The following is a 16,796-nucleotide window of genomic DNA, read 5'->3' as shown; positions in this document are numbered from 1 at the left end:
GTCCGAATTAAACGTGATCACCAACTCCGATCTCGGGACAAAACTGACGCTTACCAGTGGTGATGGTGCCGCCAGCCATAATGATGGCCTCGGCCTCTGCCCCAGCCGTAATGATGACCACGGCCGCCGCGATGACCCCACCCGTGGCCACCGCCATGTCCGTGGCCGCCCTTGACCTCGATGGTGTCAGTCTGAGACGCGCCCAGTGCGCCCGGCTTGGCAACAGGCATCGCCGAAACAGAAGGTGAGGGTATCAAAGCAACGGCTCCCGCCACAACGCCGACCAAGCAAAGCCACTTCATGCAATCGCCTCCCGATAAGAATGAGATCAAGGGCCAGCCAGTCGCGGCACATTGCGGCCGCGTCCGCCCCCGTTCTTCAACAATGAGGTCGGGAAAAAGTTGCAATGAAATTTGACGCATTGCGGTTTCGCTGGCGCTCTACCCATCCCACGGCCCGAGCAAGCGCCTCGTCCTTCGAGACGACCGCTTCGCGGTCTCCTCAGGATGAGGCTGAACTGCGTCGGGATTAGTTGCAGGTGCAGCCACCCGTTCCGCCCTCATCCTGAGGGCCCGCCAGCGGCGGGCGTCTCGAAGGATGTGCCGCGGGGACGCTTACGAACTCCCCTAAGCCGGCACGATCACCTTGCCGATCGGCCAGAGCGCGATACCGGCGAGCTTGAGGTGGGCCCAGGCGAAGGGGATGCCGATGATGGTGATCGCGAGGGCCAGGGCGGTGAGCAGATGGCCGAGCGCCAGCCACCAGCCGGCCAGCACGAACCAGATGATGTTGCCGATCACCCCGAGCGGGCCGGTGCCGATATCGCTCATGCCGGTGACCTCATAGCGGCTGACCGCCCGCGAGCCGAACGGCATCAGCGTGTAGACCGCGATGTTGAACGCCGCCCGCGCCCAGGGCAGGCCGATGATCGTGACCGCCATGATGACCGCGGCGACCAGCCAGCCGAGCGCCATCCAGGCGCCGCCGATGAGGATCCAGAGCAGGTTGAGCAGGATGGAAACGGGAGCCATGGGATGATCCAGAGGTCGATGATCCCGTCTATATAGCACGATGAGCGAGGTTGCGGTCCATGAAGCCGCTCACGTATTCGCGGGCTCGTGTAGCCCGGATGAGCGAAGCGACATCCGGGTCTTATTATCCCAGGTATCGCTTCGCTCACCCGGGCTACGCACTACGCACCGTCAGATCTTCCGCCCCGCCTGCTCCCAATAGGGATCGCGCAGGCGGCGCTTGAAGATCTTGCCGGAATCTTCGCGCGGCAGCCCGGCGCGGATCTCGATGTGCTTTGGGACCTTGTAGTCGGCGAGCGAGGTCTTCAGCCGCGCGCGGATATCGCCGGCGTCGAGCGCGATGCCCGGCTGCGGCTCGACCACGGCCATCAGCGCCTCACCGAACTCGGCATCGGGGATGCCGAACACCGCGCAATCATGCACGCCGGGGACGGCATGCAGCACCGATTCGATCTCGGCCGGATAGATGTTGACGCCGCCCGAGATCACCATGTCGCGCTTGCGGTCGCAGATGAAGACGTAGCCCTCTTCGTCGATATAGCCGACGTCGCCCGAGGTGATGAAGCCGTCGCGATCGATCTCGGCGCGCTTCTCCGGCTTGTTGTGATAGGTGAAATCGGCCATCCCGACCATGCGCGAGTAGATCTCGCCGATCTCGCCCACGCCCAGCACGCGTCCGTCATCGCCGATGAAGCGCAGCTCGGCGCCGGGCGATATTTTGCCGACAGTGCCGGGCTTCCTCAGCGCGTCCTCGGAGGTCGCGAAGGTGACGGCGCTGGATTCGGTCGAGCCGTAGAATTCGTAGATCACCGGCCCCCACCACGCGATCATGGCGCGCTTGACGTCCGCCGGACAGGGCGCGGCTGCGTGGATGATGTGGCGCAGCGAGGAGACGTCATATCGCTTGCGCACCTCCTCCGGCAGCTTCATCAGGCGGATGAACATCGTCGGCACCATGAAGATGGTGTCGATCTCAAAGCGCTCGATCAGCTCGAGAAATTCCTCGGGCTCGAAGCGCGGCATCAGCACCAGTGCGCCGCCAAGCTTGCCGGCGCGGATGCCGAACGAGTTCGGCGCGGAGTGATAGAGTGGACCCGGCAGGATCGTGCGGGCGCCGGGCTTCAGCCCGTAGATCATCGCGCGCATGCGCTCGCCGGCGGCCGCCTGTTCCGGCGTCGGCGCGTTGCGCCGTACGCCCTTGGGATGGCCTGTCGTGCCCGAAGTGTAGATCATGTTCATGGGCTGCGGCACGAACGGACCGTCATAGAGCTGGTGCTGCGCGAGCCAGGGCTCGAAATCGATCGCAAAGTCCGGCGTCTTCAGATGATCGGGATCGATCTTGTAGCTGGACAGGATCTCCGGCGGCGTCGGCACGCTGAGCACGGTGACGCCTTTCGGGATCGCATCGCGCAAAGCATGCAGCATGTCGGCATGCCCGATCAGCACGGAGGTGCCGGTATCGTTCAGGATGTAATTGATCTCTTCCGGCTTGAAGTGCCAGTTGATCGGCACGCCATAGGCGCCCAGCCGCATCGCGGCGTAAGCGGCTTCGACGAAGGCGATGTCGTTGCGCATCAGCATGCAGACGCAATCGCCCTGCCTGACGCCGATCTTGCTGAGACCGCTCGCGATGCGGTCGGCACGATCAGCAACCTCGATATGGGAGCGGCTGCGCCCGCCGGAGACGATGCCGAGGAAATTTGACGTTTCGCTCATTTGTTTTTCTTTGTTGTTTAGCGACGATGTCCGTTAGTCGTCATCACCGGGCTTGTCCCGGTGATCCACGTCCTTGCTTGCCGCTTCGTACCAAGAACGTGGATGGCCGGGACATCTAGCGCGAAGACGCGCTTCGCGCTTTTGCCCGGCCATGACGGAGAGTTTGTCAGTCCGCAAACTTCGGCGCGCGCTTCTCCAGGTTGGCACGCACCGCCTCGGTCTGGTTCGCGCTGCCGATCAGCTTCTGCTGCTCGACGGATTCGGCGAGCAGCGCCGGGCCCGGATCGACCGCGAGATTGTTGAGCATGCGTTTCGCGGCGCGGATCGCATCGGGGCTTTTTCCCGCGATCTCGCGCGCGACGTCGAGCGCGCTCGCGCGCGGGTCGTCGCAGATGCGCGTGGCGAGACCGTAAGCCATCGCCTCCTGCGCCGAGAAGATCCGGCCGGTGTAGGTGAGATCGCGCAAGATGTCGTCGCGCACGAGCGAGGCCAGGATCGGCGTGCCCGCCATGTCGGGCACCAGACCCCATTTGATTTCCATCACCGACATCCGCGTATCCGGGGTGAGGAAGCGCATGTCGGCGCCGAGCGCGAGCTGGAAGCCGCCGCCAAAGGCGACGCCCTGGATCGCGGCGATCACCGGCACGGGAAGCTGTCGCCAGCCCCACACCGCCTGTTGCGCAAAATTCGCTTGGCCGTGCGTGCGTTTGGTGAGGTCGCGATTTTCGCCACCCGGAATTCCGTTGCCGCCCTTCTCTTTCATGGCGGCAAAACGCCCCATGTCGAGACCGGCGCAGAAGGCGCGGCCCTCGCCGGACAGCACCACGACGCGCACGCCTTTTTCCTTCGAAAGCCGATCCGTTGCGGCCACAAGCGCCTCGAACATGGCTTGATCCAGCGCATTCATCTTGTCCGCGCGCACCAGCCGCACGTCGGCGACGCCTTCCGAAATCGAGATCGAGACGCGCTCTTCCATGGATGAATTCTCCCCTGGTTCCCTGCTGTTCTTGTTCGGTGCCGCTTTACAGGACGACGGCGGCCGGATTTAGTCAATCGATCAATTAACCGACAATCACTGCGGGGGAAACAGCCATGTTCAAGGAAAATCTTCTGGCAGGACGACGCATCCTCGTGACCGGCGGCGGCACCGGGCTCGGCAAGTCGATGGCGGCGCGCTTTCTCCAGCTCGGCGCCGAGGTGCACATCTGCGGCCGGCGCAAGATCGTCTGCGACGAAACCGCGACCGAGCTGATGGCGGAGTATGGCGGCCGCGTGAGCAGCCACGGCGTCGATATCCGCAACGCGCTCGCGGTCGAGGAGATGATCGAGACCATCTTTCGCGACGGCCCCCTCACCGACCTCATCAACAACGCCGCCGGGAATTTCATCTCGCGCAGCGAGGAGCTGTCGCCGCGCGGCTTCGACGCGGTCGCCAACATCGTCATGCACGGCACGTTCTACGTGACGCAGGCGGTCGGCAAGCGCTGGATCGCGTTGAAGCAGCCCGGCAACGTCGTCTCGATCACCACGACCTGGGTGCGCAACGGCTCGCCTTACGTCGTGCCGTCGGCGATGAGCAAGTCGGCGATCCATGCCATGACGATGTCGCTCGCCACCGAATGGGGCCGCTACGGCATCCGGCTGAACACGATCGCACCGGGTGAGATCCCGACCGAGGGCATGAGCAAGCGCATCAAGCCGGGCGACGAGGCCGGTGCTCGCACCAAGGCGATGAACCCGATGGGCCGCGTCGGCACCATGGAGGAATTGCAGAACGTCGCGGTGTTTTTGATTTCCGGCGGTTGCGACTGGATCAGCGGCGAGACCATCGCCATGGACGGCGCCCAGGCGCTCGCGATGGGCGGCAATTTCTACCAGCTCCGCGACTGGAGCGACGACGACTGGAAAACCGCGCGCGAGAGCATCATGGCGCAGAACGAGAAAGATCGGGCGAAGCGGGGGTGAGGCTCTCTCCGTAGTCGTCCTGGCGAAAGCCAGGACCCATTACCACCGAATGTTTTTTGGCGAAGATTGGTCATGGCCAGTCTTCGCCAAATTGCGTTTTGTGGCTATGGGTCCTGGCTTTCGCCAGGACGACGCATTGAGAGAGCGGGGCCGCGACCCTCTCCCGTCTTGTCATCGCCCGCGGATGACGCCACACTCCGCCCCATAAAAACAAGACGTCACGGGAGAGACATGTCCACCACACAGCCATTGGCCAATCTCGCCGACATGGTGCGTGAGCGCGCGAGGAGCCGCGGCGACGCCATCGCCTTCGAGTTCGAAGGTCGTGTCACCAGCTTCGCCGAGTTCGACATCAAGACCAATCGCGTCGCCAATGCGCTGATCGCGATGGGCGTGAACAAGGGCGAGCGCATCGCCTATCTCGGCAAGAACAGCGACATCTATTTCGAGCTGCTGATGGGCGCGATGAAGGCCGGCGTGGTGATGGCGCCGGTGAACTGGCGGCTCGCGGGGCCCGAGGTCGCCTTCATCGTGAGCGACTGCAACGCGCCGGTGCTGTTCGTGGGACCTGAGTTCATCACCCAGGTCCGCCAGATCAAGGACCAGTTGCCGGGCGTGCGCAGCGTCATCACCACCGAAGGCGGCGCACCGGAATGGCCTGACTTTGCGGCGTGGCGCGATGCACAGAGTGGCGACGATCCCAAGGTGCCGATCACGGCCCGGGACATCGCGATCCAGCTCTATACGTCGGGTACGACGGGCAAGCCGAAGGGCGCGATGCTGTCGCATGCGAACTTCCTCAACCTCGTGCAAACCGGCAATGCCGAGGACAAGCCCGAGTGGAACCGGTGGTCGACCGACGACGTGTCGCTGGTCGCGATGCCGATCTTCCACATCGGCGGCTCCGGCTGGGGCGTGATGGGACTCTACCACGGCGCCCGCGGCGTGATCGCGCGCGAGTTCGATCCGACCAAGGTGCTGGACTTCTTCGAGCTATCAGGCATCACAAAGCTGTTCATGGTGCCCGCCGCGATGCAGTTCGTCGTGCGGCAGCCGCGAGCCAAGACGGTGGACTTCTCCCGGTTGAAATACATGCTCTATGGCGCCTCGCCGATCCCAGCGGCGCTGCTGAAGGAATGCATCGAGATCTTCAAATGCGGCTTCGTGCAGATGTACGGCATGACCGAGACCACCGGCACCATCGTCGCGCTGCCGCCGGAGGATCATGTCGAGGGGCTGGAGCGGATGCGCTCGGCCGGCAAGGCGCTGCCGGGCATCGAGATCGCGATTCTCGATGTCGACGGCAAGCCGCTGCCGCCGCGCGAGGTCGGCGAGATCGCCACGCGCTCGGGCTCCAACATGGCCGGCTACTGGAACCTGCCGGAAGCGACCGCCGCGACGCTGCGCGGCGACGGCTGGCTGCGCACGGGTGATGCCGGCTACATGGACGAAGACGGCTATCTCTACATCCACGACCGCATCAAGGACATGATCATCTCTGGCGGCGAGAACATCTACCCGGCCGAGGTCGAGAGCGCGCTGTGCGATCATCCCGACGTCGCGGAAGCTGCCGTGATCGGCATCCCCGACGACAAATGGGGCGAGGCGGTGAAGGCCGTCGTGGTGATGAAGCCCGGCAAGCAGGCGACCGCCACCGACATCATCAACTTCACCCGCGAGCGCATCGCCGGGTTCAAGACGCCGAAGAGCGTGGAGTTCTTGCCGGCGCTGCCGAGGAATCCGTCAGGCAAGATTCTGCGGCGGCAATTGAGGGAGCCGTATTGGGCGGGGAAGGATAGAAGGGTGAATTAGGCCCGCTATATCCACATCGTCGTCCCGGCGAAGGCCGGGACCCATAACCACAGGATTGGGTTTTGCGAAGACTCGGAGTTGCCGTCTCGCGCTACAACTACTCCCTAGGGTAATGGGTCCCGGCGTTCGCCGGGACGACCCAGGAGAGATATCGTGCGAGCCCCCGTCAATGCTTCCCCGGCCCCATATAGCCGAACAAAAATCCCGCCACCTTCCGGATCTGGATCTCCTCGCTGCCCTCGGTGATGCGGTAGCGGCGGTGGTGGCGGTAGATGTGCTCGAACGGCTTGTGGCGTGAGTAGCCCATGCCGCCGTGAACCTGCATGGCGCGGTCGGCGGATTCGCAACAGAGGCGGTTTGCCCAGTAGTTGCACATCGAGACGCGGTCGGAAAGCGTGCGCTCGATCTGCTCCTCGGTAAGCTTGTCCATCTCCCAGGCGGTCTTGCGGATCAGCAGCCGCAGCATCTCGGCTTGGGTTGCAAGCTCGACCAGCGGGAACTGGATCGCCTGGTTCTCCGCCAGCGCCTTGCCGAACGGCTTTCGCTCGCGCGCATACTTTACGCTCTCGTTGATGCAGTAGACCGCTGCCCCCAACGAACTCGCCGCCTGCCGAATGCGGTTCTGATGGACAAAACATTGCGCCAGCGACAGGCCGCGGCCGACCCCGCCGAACAGCGCGTCCTCGGGAACGAACACGTCCGTGAAACTGACGCGAGGATGATCGGTCGGCATGTTGAAGGTCCACATGTACTCTTCAATCTTCACGCCGTTGCTCTTGGCTGGAACCAGGAAGCAGGTGATGCCGCGCGCGTCGCCGTCATTGCCTGACGTCCGCGCGAACAGAGCGCAATGCGTGGCGACGTGCATGCCGGTGGTCCACATCTTCTCGCCGTTGATGATCCAGCCCTTGACGTTGTCGCGGGTCGCCGGCACCGCGCGCGTTTCCATGTGGGTCGCGTCGGAGCCATGATTTGGCTCGGTCAAGCCGAACGTGATGCGATACTTGCCCTTGATCGAGCCGTCGATCATCGCCTTCTGGTCGTCGCGGCCGTAGCGATCCAGCATGGTGGCGACGGGAAAGTTGCCGACGATGGAGTGCTCGTTCTGGAGATCGTTGTGCAGACCGAGCCCCTTGGCGGCAAAGTGCTCGCGGATCACCGCCATCCAGAGGTTGGAGCCATCCTTACCGCCATATTGCTTCGGCACCGCAAAGCGCAAATGACCGGCGGCATCGGCAAGATCCTTCGCCTTGCGCAGCAGCGCTTCCCATTCGTGCCGCGGCAGCCCGCCATTTTCGAAATCGGTGCGGGCCCATTCGCGACGATGATCGAAGAAGCGGATATTATCATCGGCCTCTTCCAGCGGCTTGACCTCGCGTTCGATGAAACGGTCGAGCTCCGCGAGATAGGCGACGAGATCGGCAGGCAATGAGAAATCCACGGCTCTCTCCCGGGTGTTTTTTCGTTTTGTGTTAAGGCGCTGGGCGCAGCTTTGCTTCGCACGATTAAGGTGAGAAGAGCGCGCGCAAGTCAAGCAATGGGAGGCGTGCCGAATGCGCAAGGCGCATTGCGCAATTCGATGGTGCTCTAGCGCGGAGGCGCGGTAGTATTCCGGCAATATTCCTTCACGAGAAACTGCGGGAGCGCGCGATGGAGCTGAAATTTTCCAAGGTGGAACGTAAGGGGCCGATCACGATCGTGACGCTGTCGCGGCCCGAGGTCTACAACGCGCTGCACACCGACGCGCATTTCGAGCTGCAAAAGGTATTTGACGATTTCTCCGCCGATCCCGAGCAGTGGATCGCGATCGTCACGGGTAGCGGCGACAAGGCGTTCTGCGCCGGCAACGATCTGAAATGGCAGGCGGCTGGCGGCAAGCGCGGCTGGGACAAGGGCGGCTTTGCCGGCCTCACCGCGCGCTTCGACTGCGACAAGCCAATCATCGCTGCGGTCAATGGCGTCGCCATGGGCGGCGGTTTCGAGATCGCGCTGGCCTGCGACCTCATCATTGCCTCGGAGAACGCCACCTTCGCCCTGCCCGAGCCGCGCGTGGGGCTGGCCGCACTCGCCGGCGGCCTGCACCGGCTGCCGCGCCAGATCGGGTTGAAGCGCGCCATGGGCATGATCCTCACCGCACGCCATGTCAGCGCCAAGGAGGGACTCGACCTCGGCTTCGTCAACGAGGTGGTGTCGCAGGGCGAGGCGCTCACGGCCGCGCTGCGCTGGGCCGAGATGATCACCAAGAATTCGCCGATGTCGATCCGCGCCTCGAAGCAGGCGATCCAGAAGGGTCTCGGCGTGTCGCTGGAGCAGGCGATCGAGGAGCAGCGCGACTATCCGGCGGTGAAGGCGATGGTGGCCTCGCAGGACTACATCGAGGGCCCGAAAGCGTTTGCGGAGAAGCGGCCGCCGAAATGGGTGGGGAAGTAGGATTGTCTCCGTCATGGCCGGGCTCGTCCCGGCCATCCACGCCTTGCCGCTCGAAGAAGAACGTGGATGCCCGGGACAAGCCCGGGCATGACGATGCGGAGACAGTACGCCTTTGCCTCAGCACCGTCATTGGGGCTGCGCCCTACCCGTCTCTTGAAAGCTCGCGTTTGTACGACGCGTAATTCGGCTGATCCACCGCAAGTTTGTCCATCGTGGTCGCCCACAGATGCTCGGCCAATCCCGGCGTTGCCAGATCGACCTCGCCCTTCGCGATGCGCTCGGCGAGTGCGCGGTTGAGATCGATCACCGAGCCGTCCATGCCGAACAGCGCACGCAGCCGCTCCACCTCCGCAGCATCGCTGCCCTCCTCCCGCGTCAACTGCCGCGTGACGAGATCGAGGATGTTGATGGCGACGCGCAGCTTGAAGGCCTGGTGGCCGGAGATCAGCGGCGTGATGTCGTTGCGGAGGAAATCGGCGACTGACTTGGTCAGCTCGACCGGTGTCGGCTCGTCCTGCATGGTCAACTCCCCCGCGGCGCCAGCAGCCGCAACAGATCAATCTCGGTCTCGGAGGCGCGACGGCCGATCATGGCGCGTTCCATCGAATGGTCCGGACTTTCGCGGAAGCGCTGCATCATGCCGCCGCACATGATGCCCCAGCGCAGCGTGCCCATCACTTCCCAGAATTTGACACGCGATGGATCGACCTTCCGCCCAGCCGCCTCATAGCCGGCGAACAGCTCCTCACGCGAGCCAAAGCCGCCGACCGGCTTGTCGATCTCGCCAAAGCGCCAGGAGTTCACGCAGACCCAGCCGAGATCCTCCATGGGATCGCCGAGATGGGCGAGCTCCCAGTCCAGCACCGCGCGCACGCCGTCGGCACCGATGATGAGATTGCCGTTGCGGAAATCGCCATGCACCAGCGTGGTCTCGGCCGACGGGCCCGGATCGTGGTCGCGCAGCCAGCGCAGCGCCAATTCGAACACCGGCTTTGGCCAGTCCAGGCTGCGATAGTCGCGTTCGAACTCGCCGATCTCCTGGGTCGCGGACCGGCTGCGCAGCTCGGGCAATTTGTCGCCTGGTAGCCTGTGCAGCTTCGCGAGCACGCCGCCGATCTGCCGTGCGAGAAGCGGCCGCGCCGCCGCGAACTCGTCGTCGCGCAGGATCTTGCGCGCGATGGTTTCTCCCTCGACCCGCTGCATGATGAAGCCGGTGCCGAGATCGTCGTCCGGCGTCAGCACATGCATCACGCGCGGCGACGGCACGCCGGCCTCATAGGCGAGCTGCATCAGTTGCGCTTCGGCCGCAAGACCCGCCGCGCGCGTCGGCGCCGCGCCATAGCCTTTCGGCGAGCGGCGCAAGATCGCACCGATCGGCCGGTCGGGATGCACGATGTCGAAGCGCCAGGTCTCCTGGCTGGCGCCGCCGGACAGCTTGGCCGCGCCGGTCACGCCGGTCGCCCCCTCGCACCAGCGCGCAACGCTGCGGGAAAGCTCAGCCTCGATCATTTGCCCTTGAACTGCGCCGGACGCTTCTCCAGGAACGCGCCGACGCCTTCGCGGAAATCATCCGTGTCGCCAGCACGGAGCTGGCACTGGAATTCGAGATTGAGCTGATGCTCGAAGGAATTCTCCGGGCTGTCCCAATAGAGCTTGCGAATCAGCGACAGCGCGACCGTCGGGCCGCTGGCGAGGTCGCGCGCAAGCTTCATCGCCTCCTCCATCAGCACGCCGTCATCATAGACGCGGTTGACGAGGCCCCATTCCAGCGCCTTCTCGGCGGGAAGTCGCTCGCCCATCAGCGACAATTCGATCGAGCGCGCCTTGCCGATCAGCCGCGGCAAGAGCCAGGTCGAGCCGCAATCCGGCACGAGGCCGATACGGCGGAAGGCTTGCAGGAAATAGGACGAGCGCGCGCATAAAATCATGTCGCCGAGCAACGCGAAGCTCATGCCGGCGCCGGCCGCCGGACCGTTGACCGCAGTCACGATCGGGCAATGCAGATTGCGGATGCGGCGCAGGAAGGGATGAAAGCCGGTCTCGAGCGTCAGGCCGGCCTTGGTCTTCTTCGACTGGTTGTTGCGGCCCTGCAGATTGGCGCCGGTGCAGAACGCCCGCCCCGCGCCCGTCAGCACGACGCAGCGCACCTCGTCCTTCTTCTCCTCGATCGCGTCGAGCGCTTCCGCGAGACCGCCCAGCATGTCCACGGAGACCGCGTTCATCACCTCCTGATGGTCGAGCTTGAGGATCGCGACCGAACCATCGAGATCGAGCGTGACGTGTTTGAACTGCATGGTTTCCTCGTGAGTTGCGGCCTGTGTCAGTTTCGCAGACCGGAATTGCTTTTGCCGGGGCGCATATTTGATTTTTGGCGCGGTCTTGTCCATGGTGATCGGAGCATAGCAAGCAATCTTGCGCGCAGCGGCTGATGCGCGCCAAGCAAAAACAAGGAAACGCGCCATGAACCTTTTCGACCTTTCAGGCCGGGTCGCCGTGATCACCGGCGGCAATGGCGGCATCGGGCTCGGCATCGCACACGCGCTCGCCGGCCAGGGCTGCAATGTCTCGATCTGGGGTCGCAATCCTGACAAGAACAAGGCCGCTGCCGCGAGCCTGGCGGGGTTATCAGGCAAGGTCGACGCGCGGGTCTGCGACGTCACCGACCCGGCCTCGGTCAATGCCGCGATGAAGGCCACGCTCGATACATTCGGCCGGGTCGACGGCTGCTTCGCCAATGCCGGCATCGGCGGCGGCGGCCGGCGCTCCTTCATCGAGCGCACCGAGGAAGAATGGCGCACGATGTTTGCGACCAATCTCGACGGCGTGTTCCACGCGTTCCAGGCGGCCGCAAAACACATGACCCAGCGCGCCGAGGCCGGCGATCCCTTCGGCCGGCTGGTGGCGACTTCGAGCCTCGCCTCGATCTTCGGCACCGCGCGCAACGAGCACTATGCCGCGACCAAGGCCGCGATCAACGCGCTGGTGCGCGCGCTCGGCGTCGAGTTGGCGCGCCACGGCGTCACCGCGAATGCGATCCTGCCCGGCTGGATCAAGAGCGACATGACCTCGGGCCTGATGGCCAATGAGAAATTCGTCGCCAACGTGATGCCGCGCATTCCGGTGCGGCGCTTCGGCGAGGCCAGCGATTTCGGCGGCATCGCGGTGTATCTGATGAGCAAGGCCTCGTCGTATCACACCGCGGATACGTTCGTGATCGACGGCGGCTATACGGCGTATTGAGTCTCGTAGCCCGGATGGAGCGCAGCACAATTCGGGATTTTCAAAGTAAGCAAGACCCGGATTACGCTTCGCTCCATCCGGGCTACAAACTCTGAGGGGAATGGGCAATGTTCTCGCACATCATGATCGGCACCGACGACCTCGACAAGGCCAAGGCGTTCTACGACAATTTGCTGTCCACGCTCGAGGTGCGGCCAGCGCGCGTCGACGGCCATCGCATCTTCTACATCACCAAGACCGGCGTGTTCTCGGTGACGAAGCCTATCAACGGCGAAGCGGCGACGCCTGCGAATGGCGGCACCATTGGCTTTGCCGCCAACTCGCCGGAGCAGGTCAATGCATGGCATACGGCCGGCATCGCCGCTGGCGGCGTTCCTTGCGAAGATCCTCCCGGCATTCGCCAGGGCCCGGGCGTCAACCTCTATATTGCCTATTTGCGCGACCTCGACGGCAACAAGATCTGCGCGATGCATCGGATGGCGAACTGAGCCGACACGCACGGTCGTTGCCCGGATGGAGCGCAGCGTAATCCGGGGTTGCGCAACGCTCGCTCTGTCCCGGATTGCGCTGCGCTTCATCCGGGCTACGGCTCCTCAACAGCCCCATTCAAACAACATTTCAAACGCCCTCGCGATATTCCATCGCATGGCATGGCTCGCGTTGGAAAATGCGCGCTCGCACTTTGGCGACGCTGCGACTATTCTCCGGCTCGACGCGATCTCAGCGCCCCCGGGAGGAACAATGACAAAACACACCTACATTCCCCGCACCACCAACTACACCCTCAATCCCGGCGACGAGCTTAACGACCTCAGGATGTCGGACCAGGTGCGGCCGCTCTACGATCACGTCAGGAAGTTCATCCGCGACACCGTCGAGCCGATGTCGATCGAGTTCACCAAGGCCGGCGAAGGCAAAGAGGATCGCTGGAGCTTCACGCCAAAGCAGCTCGAGGTGCTGGAGAAGGCCAAGAACAAGGCCAAGCAGGAAGGCCTCTGGAACTTCTTCCTGCCCGACGACGAGACCGGCCAGGGCCTGAAGAATCTCGACTACGCCTATATCGCCTCCGAGCTCGGCAAGAGCCCGCTGGCCTCGGAGAGCATGAACTGCTCGGCGCCTGACACCGGCAACATGGAGGTGCTGGAGCGCGTCGGCACCAAGGAGCAGAAGGAGAAGTGGCTGAAGCCGCTGATGAACGGCGAGATCCGCTCCGCCTATGTCATGACCGAGCCGAACGTCGCCTCCTCCGATGCCAAGAACATCTCGACCAGCGCAAAGCTGGTCGGCGACGAATGGGTCATCAACGGCGAGAAGTACTACATCTCCGGTGTCGGCGATCCCCGCTGCAAGATCCTCATCGTGATGGTGAAGACCAATCCGGATGCGGCGCCGAGCAAGCAGCAGTCGCAGATCCTGGTGCCGCGCGACACACCCGGTGTCGAGGTGCTCGGTCCCATGTACGTATTCGGCCAGGACCACGCGCCGCGCGGCCACATGCACATGCGCTTCAACAATGTGCGCGTGCCCAAGGAGAACATTCTGCTCGGCGAAGGCCGCGGCTTCGAGATCTCGCAGCTTCGGCTAGGCCCGGGCCGCATCCATCACTGCATGCGCACCATCGGCAAGGCCGAGAAGGCGCTCGATTTGATGGTGCAGCGTGGCCTCACCCGCGAAGCCTTCGGCAAGAAGATCGCCCATCTTGGCGGCAACATGCAGATCATCGCGCAGGCGCGCTGCGAGATCGAGGCGATGCGGCTGATGGTGCTGAAGGCCGCCAAGGCCATGGACGTGCTCGGCAACAAGGAGGCTCGCGTCTGGGTCTCCATGGTCAAGGCCATGGTGCCGGAGCGCGCCTGCAAGATCATCGACCAGTCGATCCAGATGCATGGCGCCACCGGCATCTCGCACTGGACCCCGCTCGCCGAGATGTATCAGGACGTCCGCCATCTGCGCTTCGCGGACGGTCCGGACGAGGTGCACTGGATGGTGGTGGGACGCCATGAGCTCAGCATGGCGTGATCTTTCTTCCCCTTCTTCCCGCTTGCGGGGAGAAGGTTGGGATGAGGGGGAGTCTCCGCCAGGATGCTGTCAGTCGGACTCGCGGAGAGTCCCCCTCACCCGGAATTTGCTTGCGCAAATTCCGGCCTCTCCCCGCACGCGGGGAGAGGCGAAGGGACTACGACGCGGCCACCTCGCCGATCTTGTCCTGCGTCCTGGTCTCGAAATCGCCGGCATCATGCCGCTCGTGGAGCTGGCTGGCGGGATCGCCGGAGACGCGATTGACCATGCGGCCGCGCTTGACGGCCGGGCGCTTGGCGATCTGGTCGGTCCAGCGCTGCACGTTCTTGTAGTCCTGCACCGAGAGGAATTCGCCGGCGCCATAGACCAGCCCCTTGGCGAGCGCGCCGTACCAGGGCCACACCGCCATGTCGGCGATAGTGTATTCGCTGCCCGCGAGATATTCGTTGTCGGCGAGCCGGCGGTCGAGCACGTCGAGCTGGCGCTTGGTCTCCATTGCGAAACGGTCGATGGCGTATTCGATCTTGGTCGGCGCGTAGGCGTAGAAATGACCGAAGCCACCGCCGAGATAGGGCGCGCTGCCCATCTGCCAGAACAGCCACGACATCGCCTCGGTGCGGCTCTTGATGTCCTTCGGCAGGAAGGCACCGAACTTCTCGGCGAGGTAGAACAGGATCGAGCCGGACTCGAACACCCGAATCGGCTCCGGGCCGGAGCGGTCCATCAGCGCCGGGATCTTGGAGTTCGGATTGATGTCGACGAAGCCGCTGCCGAACTGGTCGCCATTGCCGATCTTGATCAGCCAGGCGTCATACTCCGCGCCTTTGTGGCCGAGCGCCAGAAGCTCCTCCAGCATCACGGTGACCTTCACCCCGTTCGGCGTCGCCAGCGAATAGAGCTGGAACGGATGCTTGCCGACCGGCAGCTCCTTGTCATGGGTGGGACCCGCGATGGGACGGTTGATGCTGGCGAACTGTCCGCCGTTCTCCTTGTTCCAGGTCCAGACCTTGGGCGGCACGTAGGCGGGGGTGTCGGTCATGTGAGGGCTCCGGCGAAAAAGATGCGTCTGCATTAATTAGCCCACGGACGGCCGATGGCAAGCCCTGCCGGCCCTGCGTCCGGCGCGGGCCTCGCGACCGCGTCATGCATTCGACATCGCCGAGGACGACCTGCACCAGAGCCCGCATCTGTCGAGCCAGGCGTACGGCTTCGCGCAACACGGCGTGTGCACGCAAGATGCGCCGCCAAATCCGGATTGGCATGGCGCGAGACGATGGTCTAGCGTCGATGAGCCTTCGCTCAAGATTGCAATGACAGCAACGCGAGGCCGCCGGAGGGAACGATGAAATCGCCGATCTGCGACATGCTGGGCATCGATTTCCCCCTGCTCGCCTTCAGCCATTGCCGCGATGTCGTTGCCGCTGTCAGCCGTGCGGGCGGGTTTGGCGTGTTGGGTGCGACCGTGCACACGCCGGATACGCTGGAGCGCGAGCTGAAATGGATCGACGAGCACGTCGACGGCAAGCCTTACGGCATCGACGTTCTGATCCCCGAAAACATCTCGACTGCGGGCGAGAAGAACGTCACCTGGAAGAGCCTTGAAGCGCGCGTGCCACAGGAGCACCGCAACTACACGCGCGATCTCCTGAAGAAATACGACATCGAACTCACGACCACCGAGGTGGCTGACAACCAGCCGCAGCCGTTCGATGCCAGGACGGCGCTGGAGCTGCTGGAGGTCTCGTTCAAGCACCCGATCCGCCTGATCGCCAATGCGCTCGGCGTGCCGCCGAAGGCCATGATCGAGATGGGCAGGAAGCACGGCGTGCCGGTCGCGGCGCTGGTCGGCGCCAAGGAGCACGCGCTGCGCCAGGTCGCGGCCGGCGTCGATATCCTCGTGGTCCAGGGCACCGAGGCCGGCGGCCATTGCGGCGAGGTCTCGACCATGGTGCTGGTGCCCGAGGTGATCAAGGCGATCAAGAATATCCGCGACGTGCCGGTGCTGGCGGCCGGCGGCATCATGACGGGACGGCAGATGGCGGCCTGCATGGCGATGGGTGCCGCGGGCGCCTGGACCGGCTCGGTGTGGCTTGCCACCGTCGAGTCCGAGACCACGGAGATCTTTCGCGAGAAGATGATCGCGGCATCGTCGCGCGATGCGGTGCGCTCGAAGGGCCGCACCGGAAAGCCGGCGCGGCAGCTTCGCTCGGTCTGGACCGACGCCTGGGACCGCGCAGCCGAGAGCCCCGGTGCATTGCCGATGCCGCTGCAAAGCATCGTCAGCCGCGACGCCTTCCACGCGATCGACCGCGCGGCGGCGGGCGGCAACGCGAAAGCGCGCGATCTCGTGAGTTACTTCGTCGGCCAGGGCGTGGGCCTGATCGACAGCGTGAAATCGGCCGGCGCGGTGGTGCAGGAGTTCAAGGAAGAGTTTGCCGAAGCCGTCGAGCACATGAATGCGCTGGTGGCGGAGTGATTGCCACACACCATCATTGCGAGCGCAGCGAAGCAATCCAGACTGCTTCCGCGGGTAGATTTCTGGATTGCTTCGCTACGCTCGCAATGACGAAACAACTGGTATCG

The 16,796-nt window shown here is 64.0% G+C and carries 16 protein-coding genes; 7 read left to right on the top strand and 9 right to left on the bottom strand.

From position 1 onward, the window contains the following. Window positions 1-7 precede the first annotated feature (7 nt). The 4 genes from AC0L3U_RS08950 to AC0L3U_RS08935 form a co-directional block, all read right to left on the bottom strand. Window positions 8-157, bottom strand: a complete 150-nt coding sequence (locus AC0L3U_RS08950; RefSeq protein WP_473288861.1) for a hypothetical protein — start codon at window positions 155-157, stop codon at window positions 8-10. Between the two features lie 469 nt (window positions 158-626). After that, on the bottom strand, window positions 627-1,031 hold the full coding sequence (locus AC0L3U_RS08945; protein ID WP_473288862.1) for a YccF domain-containing protein: 405 nt from the start codon (window positions 1,029-1,031) through the stop codon (window positions 627-629). Between the two features lie 171 nt (window positions 1,032-1,202). Next, window positions 1,203-2,747 (bottom strand): acyl-CoA synthetase, encoded by a 1,545-nt coding sequence (locus AC0L3U_RS08940; protein WP_473361472.1) that lies wholly within the window; start codon window positions 2,745-2,747, stop codon window positions 1,203-1,205. A gap of 166 nt (window positions 2,748-2,913) precedes the next feature. Then, window positions 2,914-3,723, bottom strand: a complete 810-nt coding sequence (locus tag AC0L3U_RS08935; protein ID WP_473361471.1) for a crotonase/enoyl-CoA hydratase family protein — start codon at window positions 3,721-3,723, stop codon at window positions 2,914-2,916. Window positions 3,724-3,839: 116 nt separating this feature from the next. Here AC0L3U_RS08935 and AC0L3U_RS08930 point away from each other — a divergent pair, with 116 nt between their 5' ends. Continuing rightward, window positions 3,840-4,712 (top strand): SDR family oxidoreductase, encoded by an 873-nt coding sequence (locus AC0L3U_RS08930; RefSeq protein WP_027516806.1) that lies wholly within the window; start codon window positions 3,840-3,842, stop codon window positions 4,710-4,712. 231 nt (window positions 4,713-4,943) lie between these two features. Then, a complete protein-coding gene (locus AC0L3U_RS08925; protein WP_473361470.1) occupies window positions 4,944-6,524 on the top strand; it encodes a fatty acid--CoA ligase in 1,581 nt (526 codons plus the stop codon). A gap of 166 nt (window positions 6,525-6,690) precedes the next feature. On the opposite strand, the gene AC0L3U_RS08920 is transcribed toward AC0L3U_RS08925, so the two are convergent. Continuing rightward, window positions 6,691-7,965, bottom strand: a complete 1,275-nt coding sequence (locus tag AC0L3U_RS08920; protein WP_473361469.1) for an acyl-CoA dehydrogenase family protein — start codon at window positions 7,963-7,965, stop codon at window positions 6,691-6,693. Window positions 7,966-8,174: 209 nt separating this feature from the next. Here AC0L3U_RS08920 and AC0L3U_RS08915 point away from each other — a divergent pair, with 209 nt between their 5' ends. Continuing rightward, on the top strand, window positions 8,175-8,954 hold the full coding sequence (locus AC0L3U_RS08915; RefSeq protein WP_473361468.1) for an enoyl-CoA hydratase-related protein: 780 nt from the start codon (window positions 8,175-8,177) through the stop codon (window positions 8,952-8,954). 142 nt (window positions 8,955-9,096) lie between these two features. Here the strand turns inward: AC0L3U_RS08915 and AC0L3U_RS08910 are convergent, their stop codons facing one another. Genes AC0L3U_RS08910 through AC0L3U_RS08900 form a run of 3 tightly spaced genes read right to left on the bottom strand, consistent with a single transcriptional unit; the run spans window position 9,097 to window position 11,248 of the window. Next, a complete protein-coding gene (locus tag AC0L3U_RS08910; RefSeq protein ID WP_473361467.1) occupies window positions 9,097-9,474 on the bottom strand; it encodes a DUF6285 domain-containing protein in 378 nt (125 codons plus the stop codon). A 2-nt stretch (window positions 9,475-9,476) separates the two neighbouring features. Next, complete coding sequence (locus AC0L3U_RS08905; RefSeq protein WP_473361466.1) at window positions 9,477-10,463, bottom strand: phosphotransferase family protein; 987 nt, start codon at window positions 10,461-10,463, stop codon at window positions 9,477-9,479. Continuing rightward, on the bottom strand, window positions 10,460-11,248 hold the full coding sequence (locus AC0L3U_RS08900) for an enoyl-CoA hydratase/isomerase (RefSeq protein ID WP_473361465.1): 789 nt from the start codon (window positions 11,246-11,248) through the stop codon (window positions 10,460-10,462). Before AC0L3U_RS08900 ends, AC0L3U_RS08905 begins: the two co-directional genes overlap by 4 nt. A 166-nt stretch (window positions 11,249-11,414) precedes the next feature. Here AC0L3U_RS08900 and AC0L3U_RS08895 point away from each other — a divergent pair, with 166 nt between their 5' ends. The 3 genes from AC0L3U_RS08895 to AC0L3U_RS08885 all read left to right on the top strand — a co-directional run bounded on the left by AC0L3U_RS08895 (window position 11,415) and on the right by AC0L3U_RS08885 (window position 14,213). After that, window positions 11,415-12,194, top strand: a complete 780-nt coding sequence (locus AC0L3U_RS08895; RefSeq protein WP_473361464.1) for an SDR family NAD(P)-dependent oxidoreductase — start codon at window positions 11,415-11,417, stop codon at window positions 12,192-12,194. 107 nt (window positions 12,195-12,301) lie between these two features. Then, complete coding sequence (locus AC0L3U_RS08890) at window positions 12,302-12,682, top strand: VOC family protein (protein WP_473361463.1); 381 nt, start codon at window positions 12,302-12,304, stop codon at window positions 12,680-12,682. A 253-nt stretch (window positions 12,683-12,935) separates the two neighbouring features. Continuing rightward, window positions 12,936-14,213, top strand: a complete 1,278-nt coding sequence (locus AC0L3U_RS08885; RefSeq protein WP_473361462.1) for an acyl-CoA dehydrogenase family protein — start codon at window positions 12,936-12,938, stop codon at window positions 14,211-14,213. A 157-nt stretch (window positions 14,214-14,370) separates the two neighbouring features. Here AC0L3U_RS08885 and yghU read toward each other — a convergent pair whose 3' ends face one another. Continuing rightward, window positions 14,371-15,252, bottom strand: coding sequence for a glutathione-dependent disulfide-bond oxidoreductase (gene yghU, locus AC0L3U_RS08880; RefSeq protein ID WP_473361461.1), 882 nt, complete (start codon window positions 15,250-15,252; stop codon window positions 14,371-14,373). 303 nt (window positions 15,253-15,555) lie between these two features. Here yghU and AC0L3U_RS08875 point away from each other — a divergent pair, with 303 nt between their 5' ends. After that, window positions 15,556-16,689, top strand: a complete 1,134-nt coding sequence (locus tag AC0L3U_RS08875) for a nitronate monooxygenase (protein WP_473361460.1) — start codon at window positions 15,556-15,558, stop codon at window positions 16,687-16,689. Window positions 16,690-16,796 lie beyond the last annotated feature (107 nt).

This window comes from Bradyrhizobium sp. Kon69, assembly GCF_055807515.1.
This window is presented reverse-complemented; position numbering and strand designations above follow the sequence as displayed.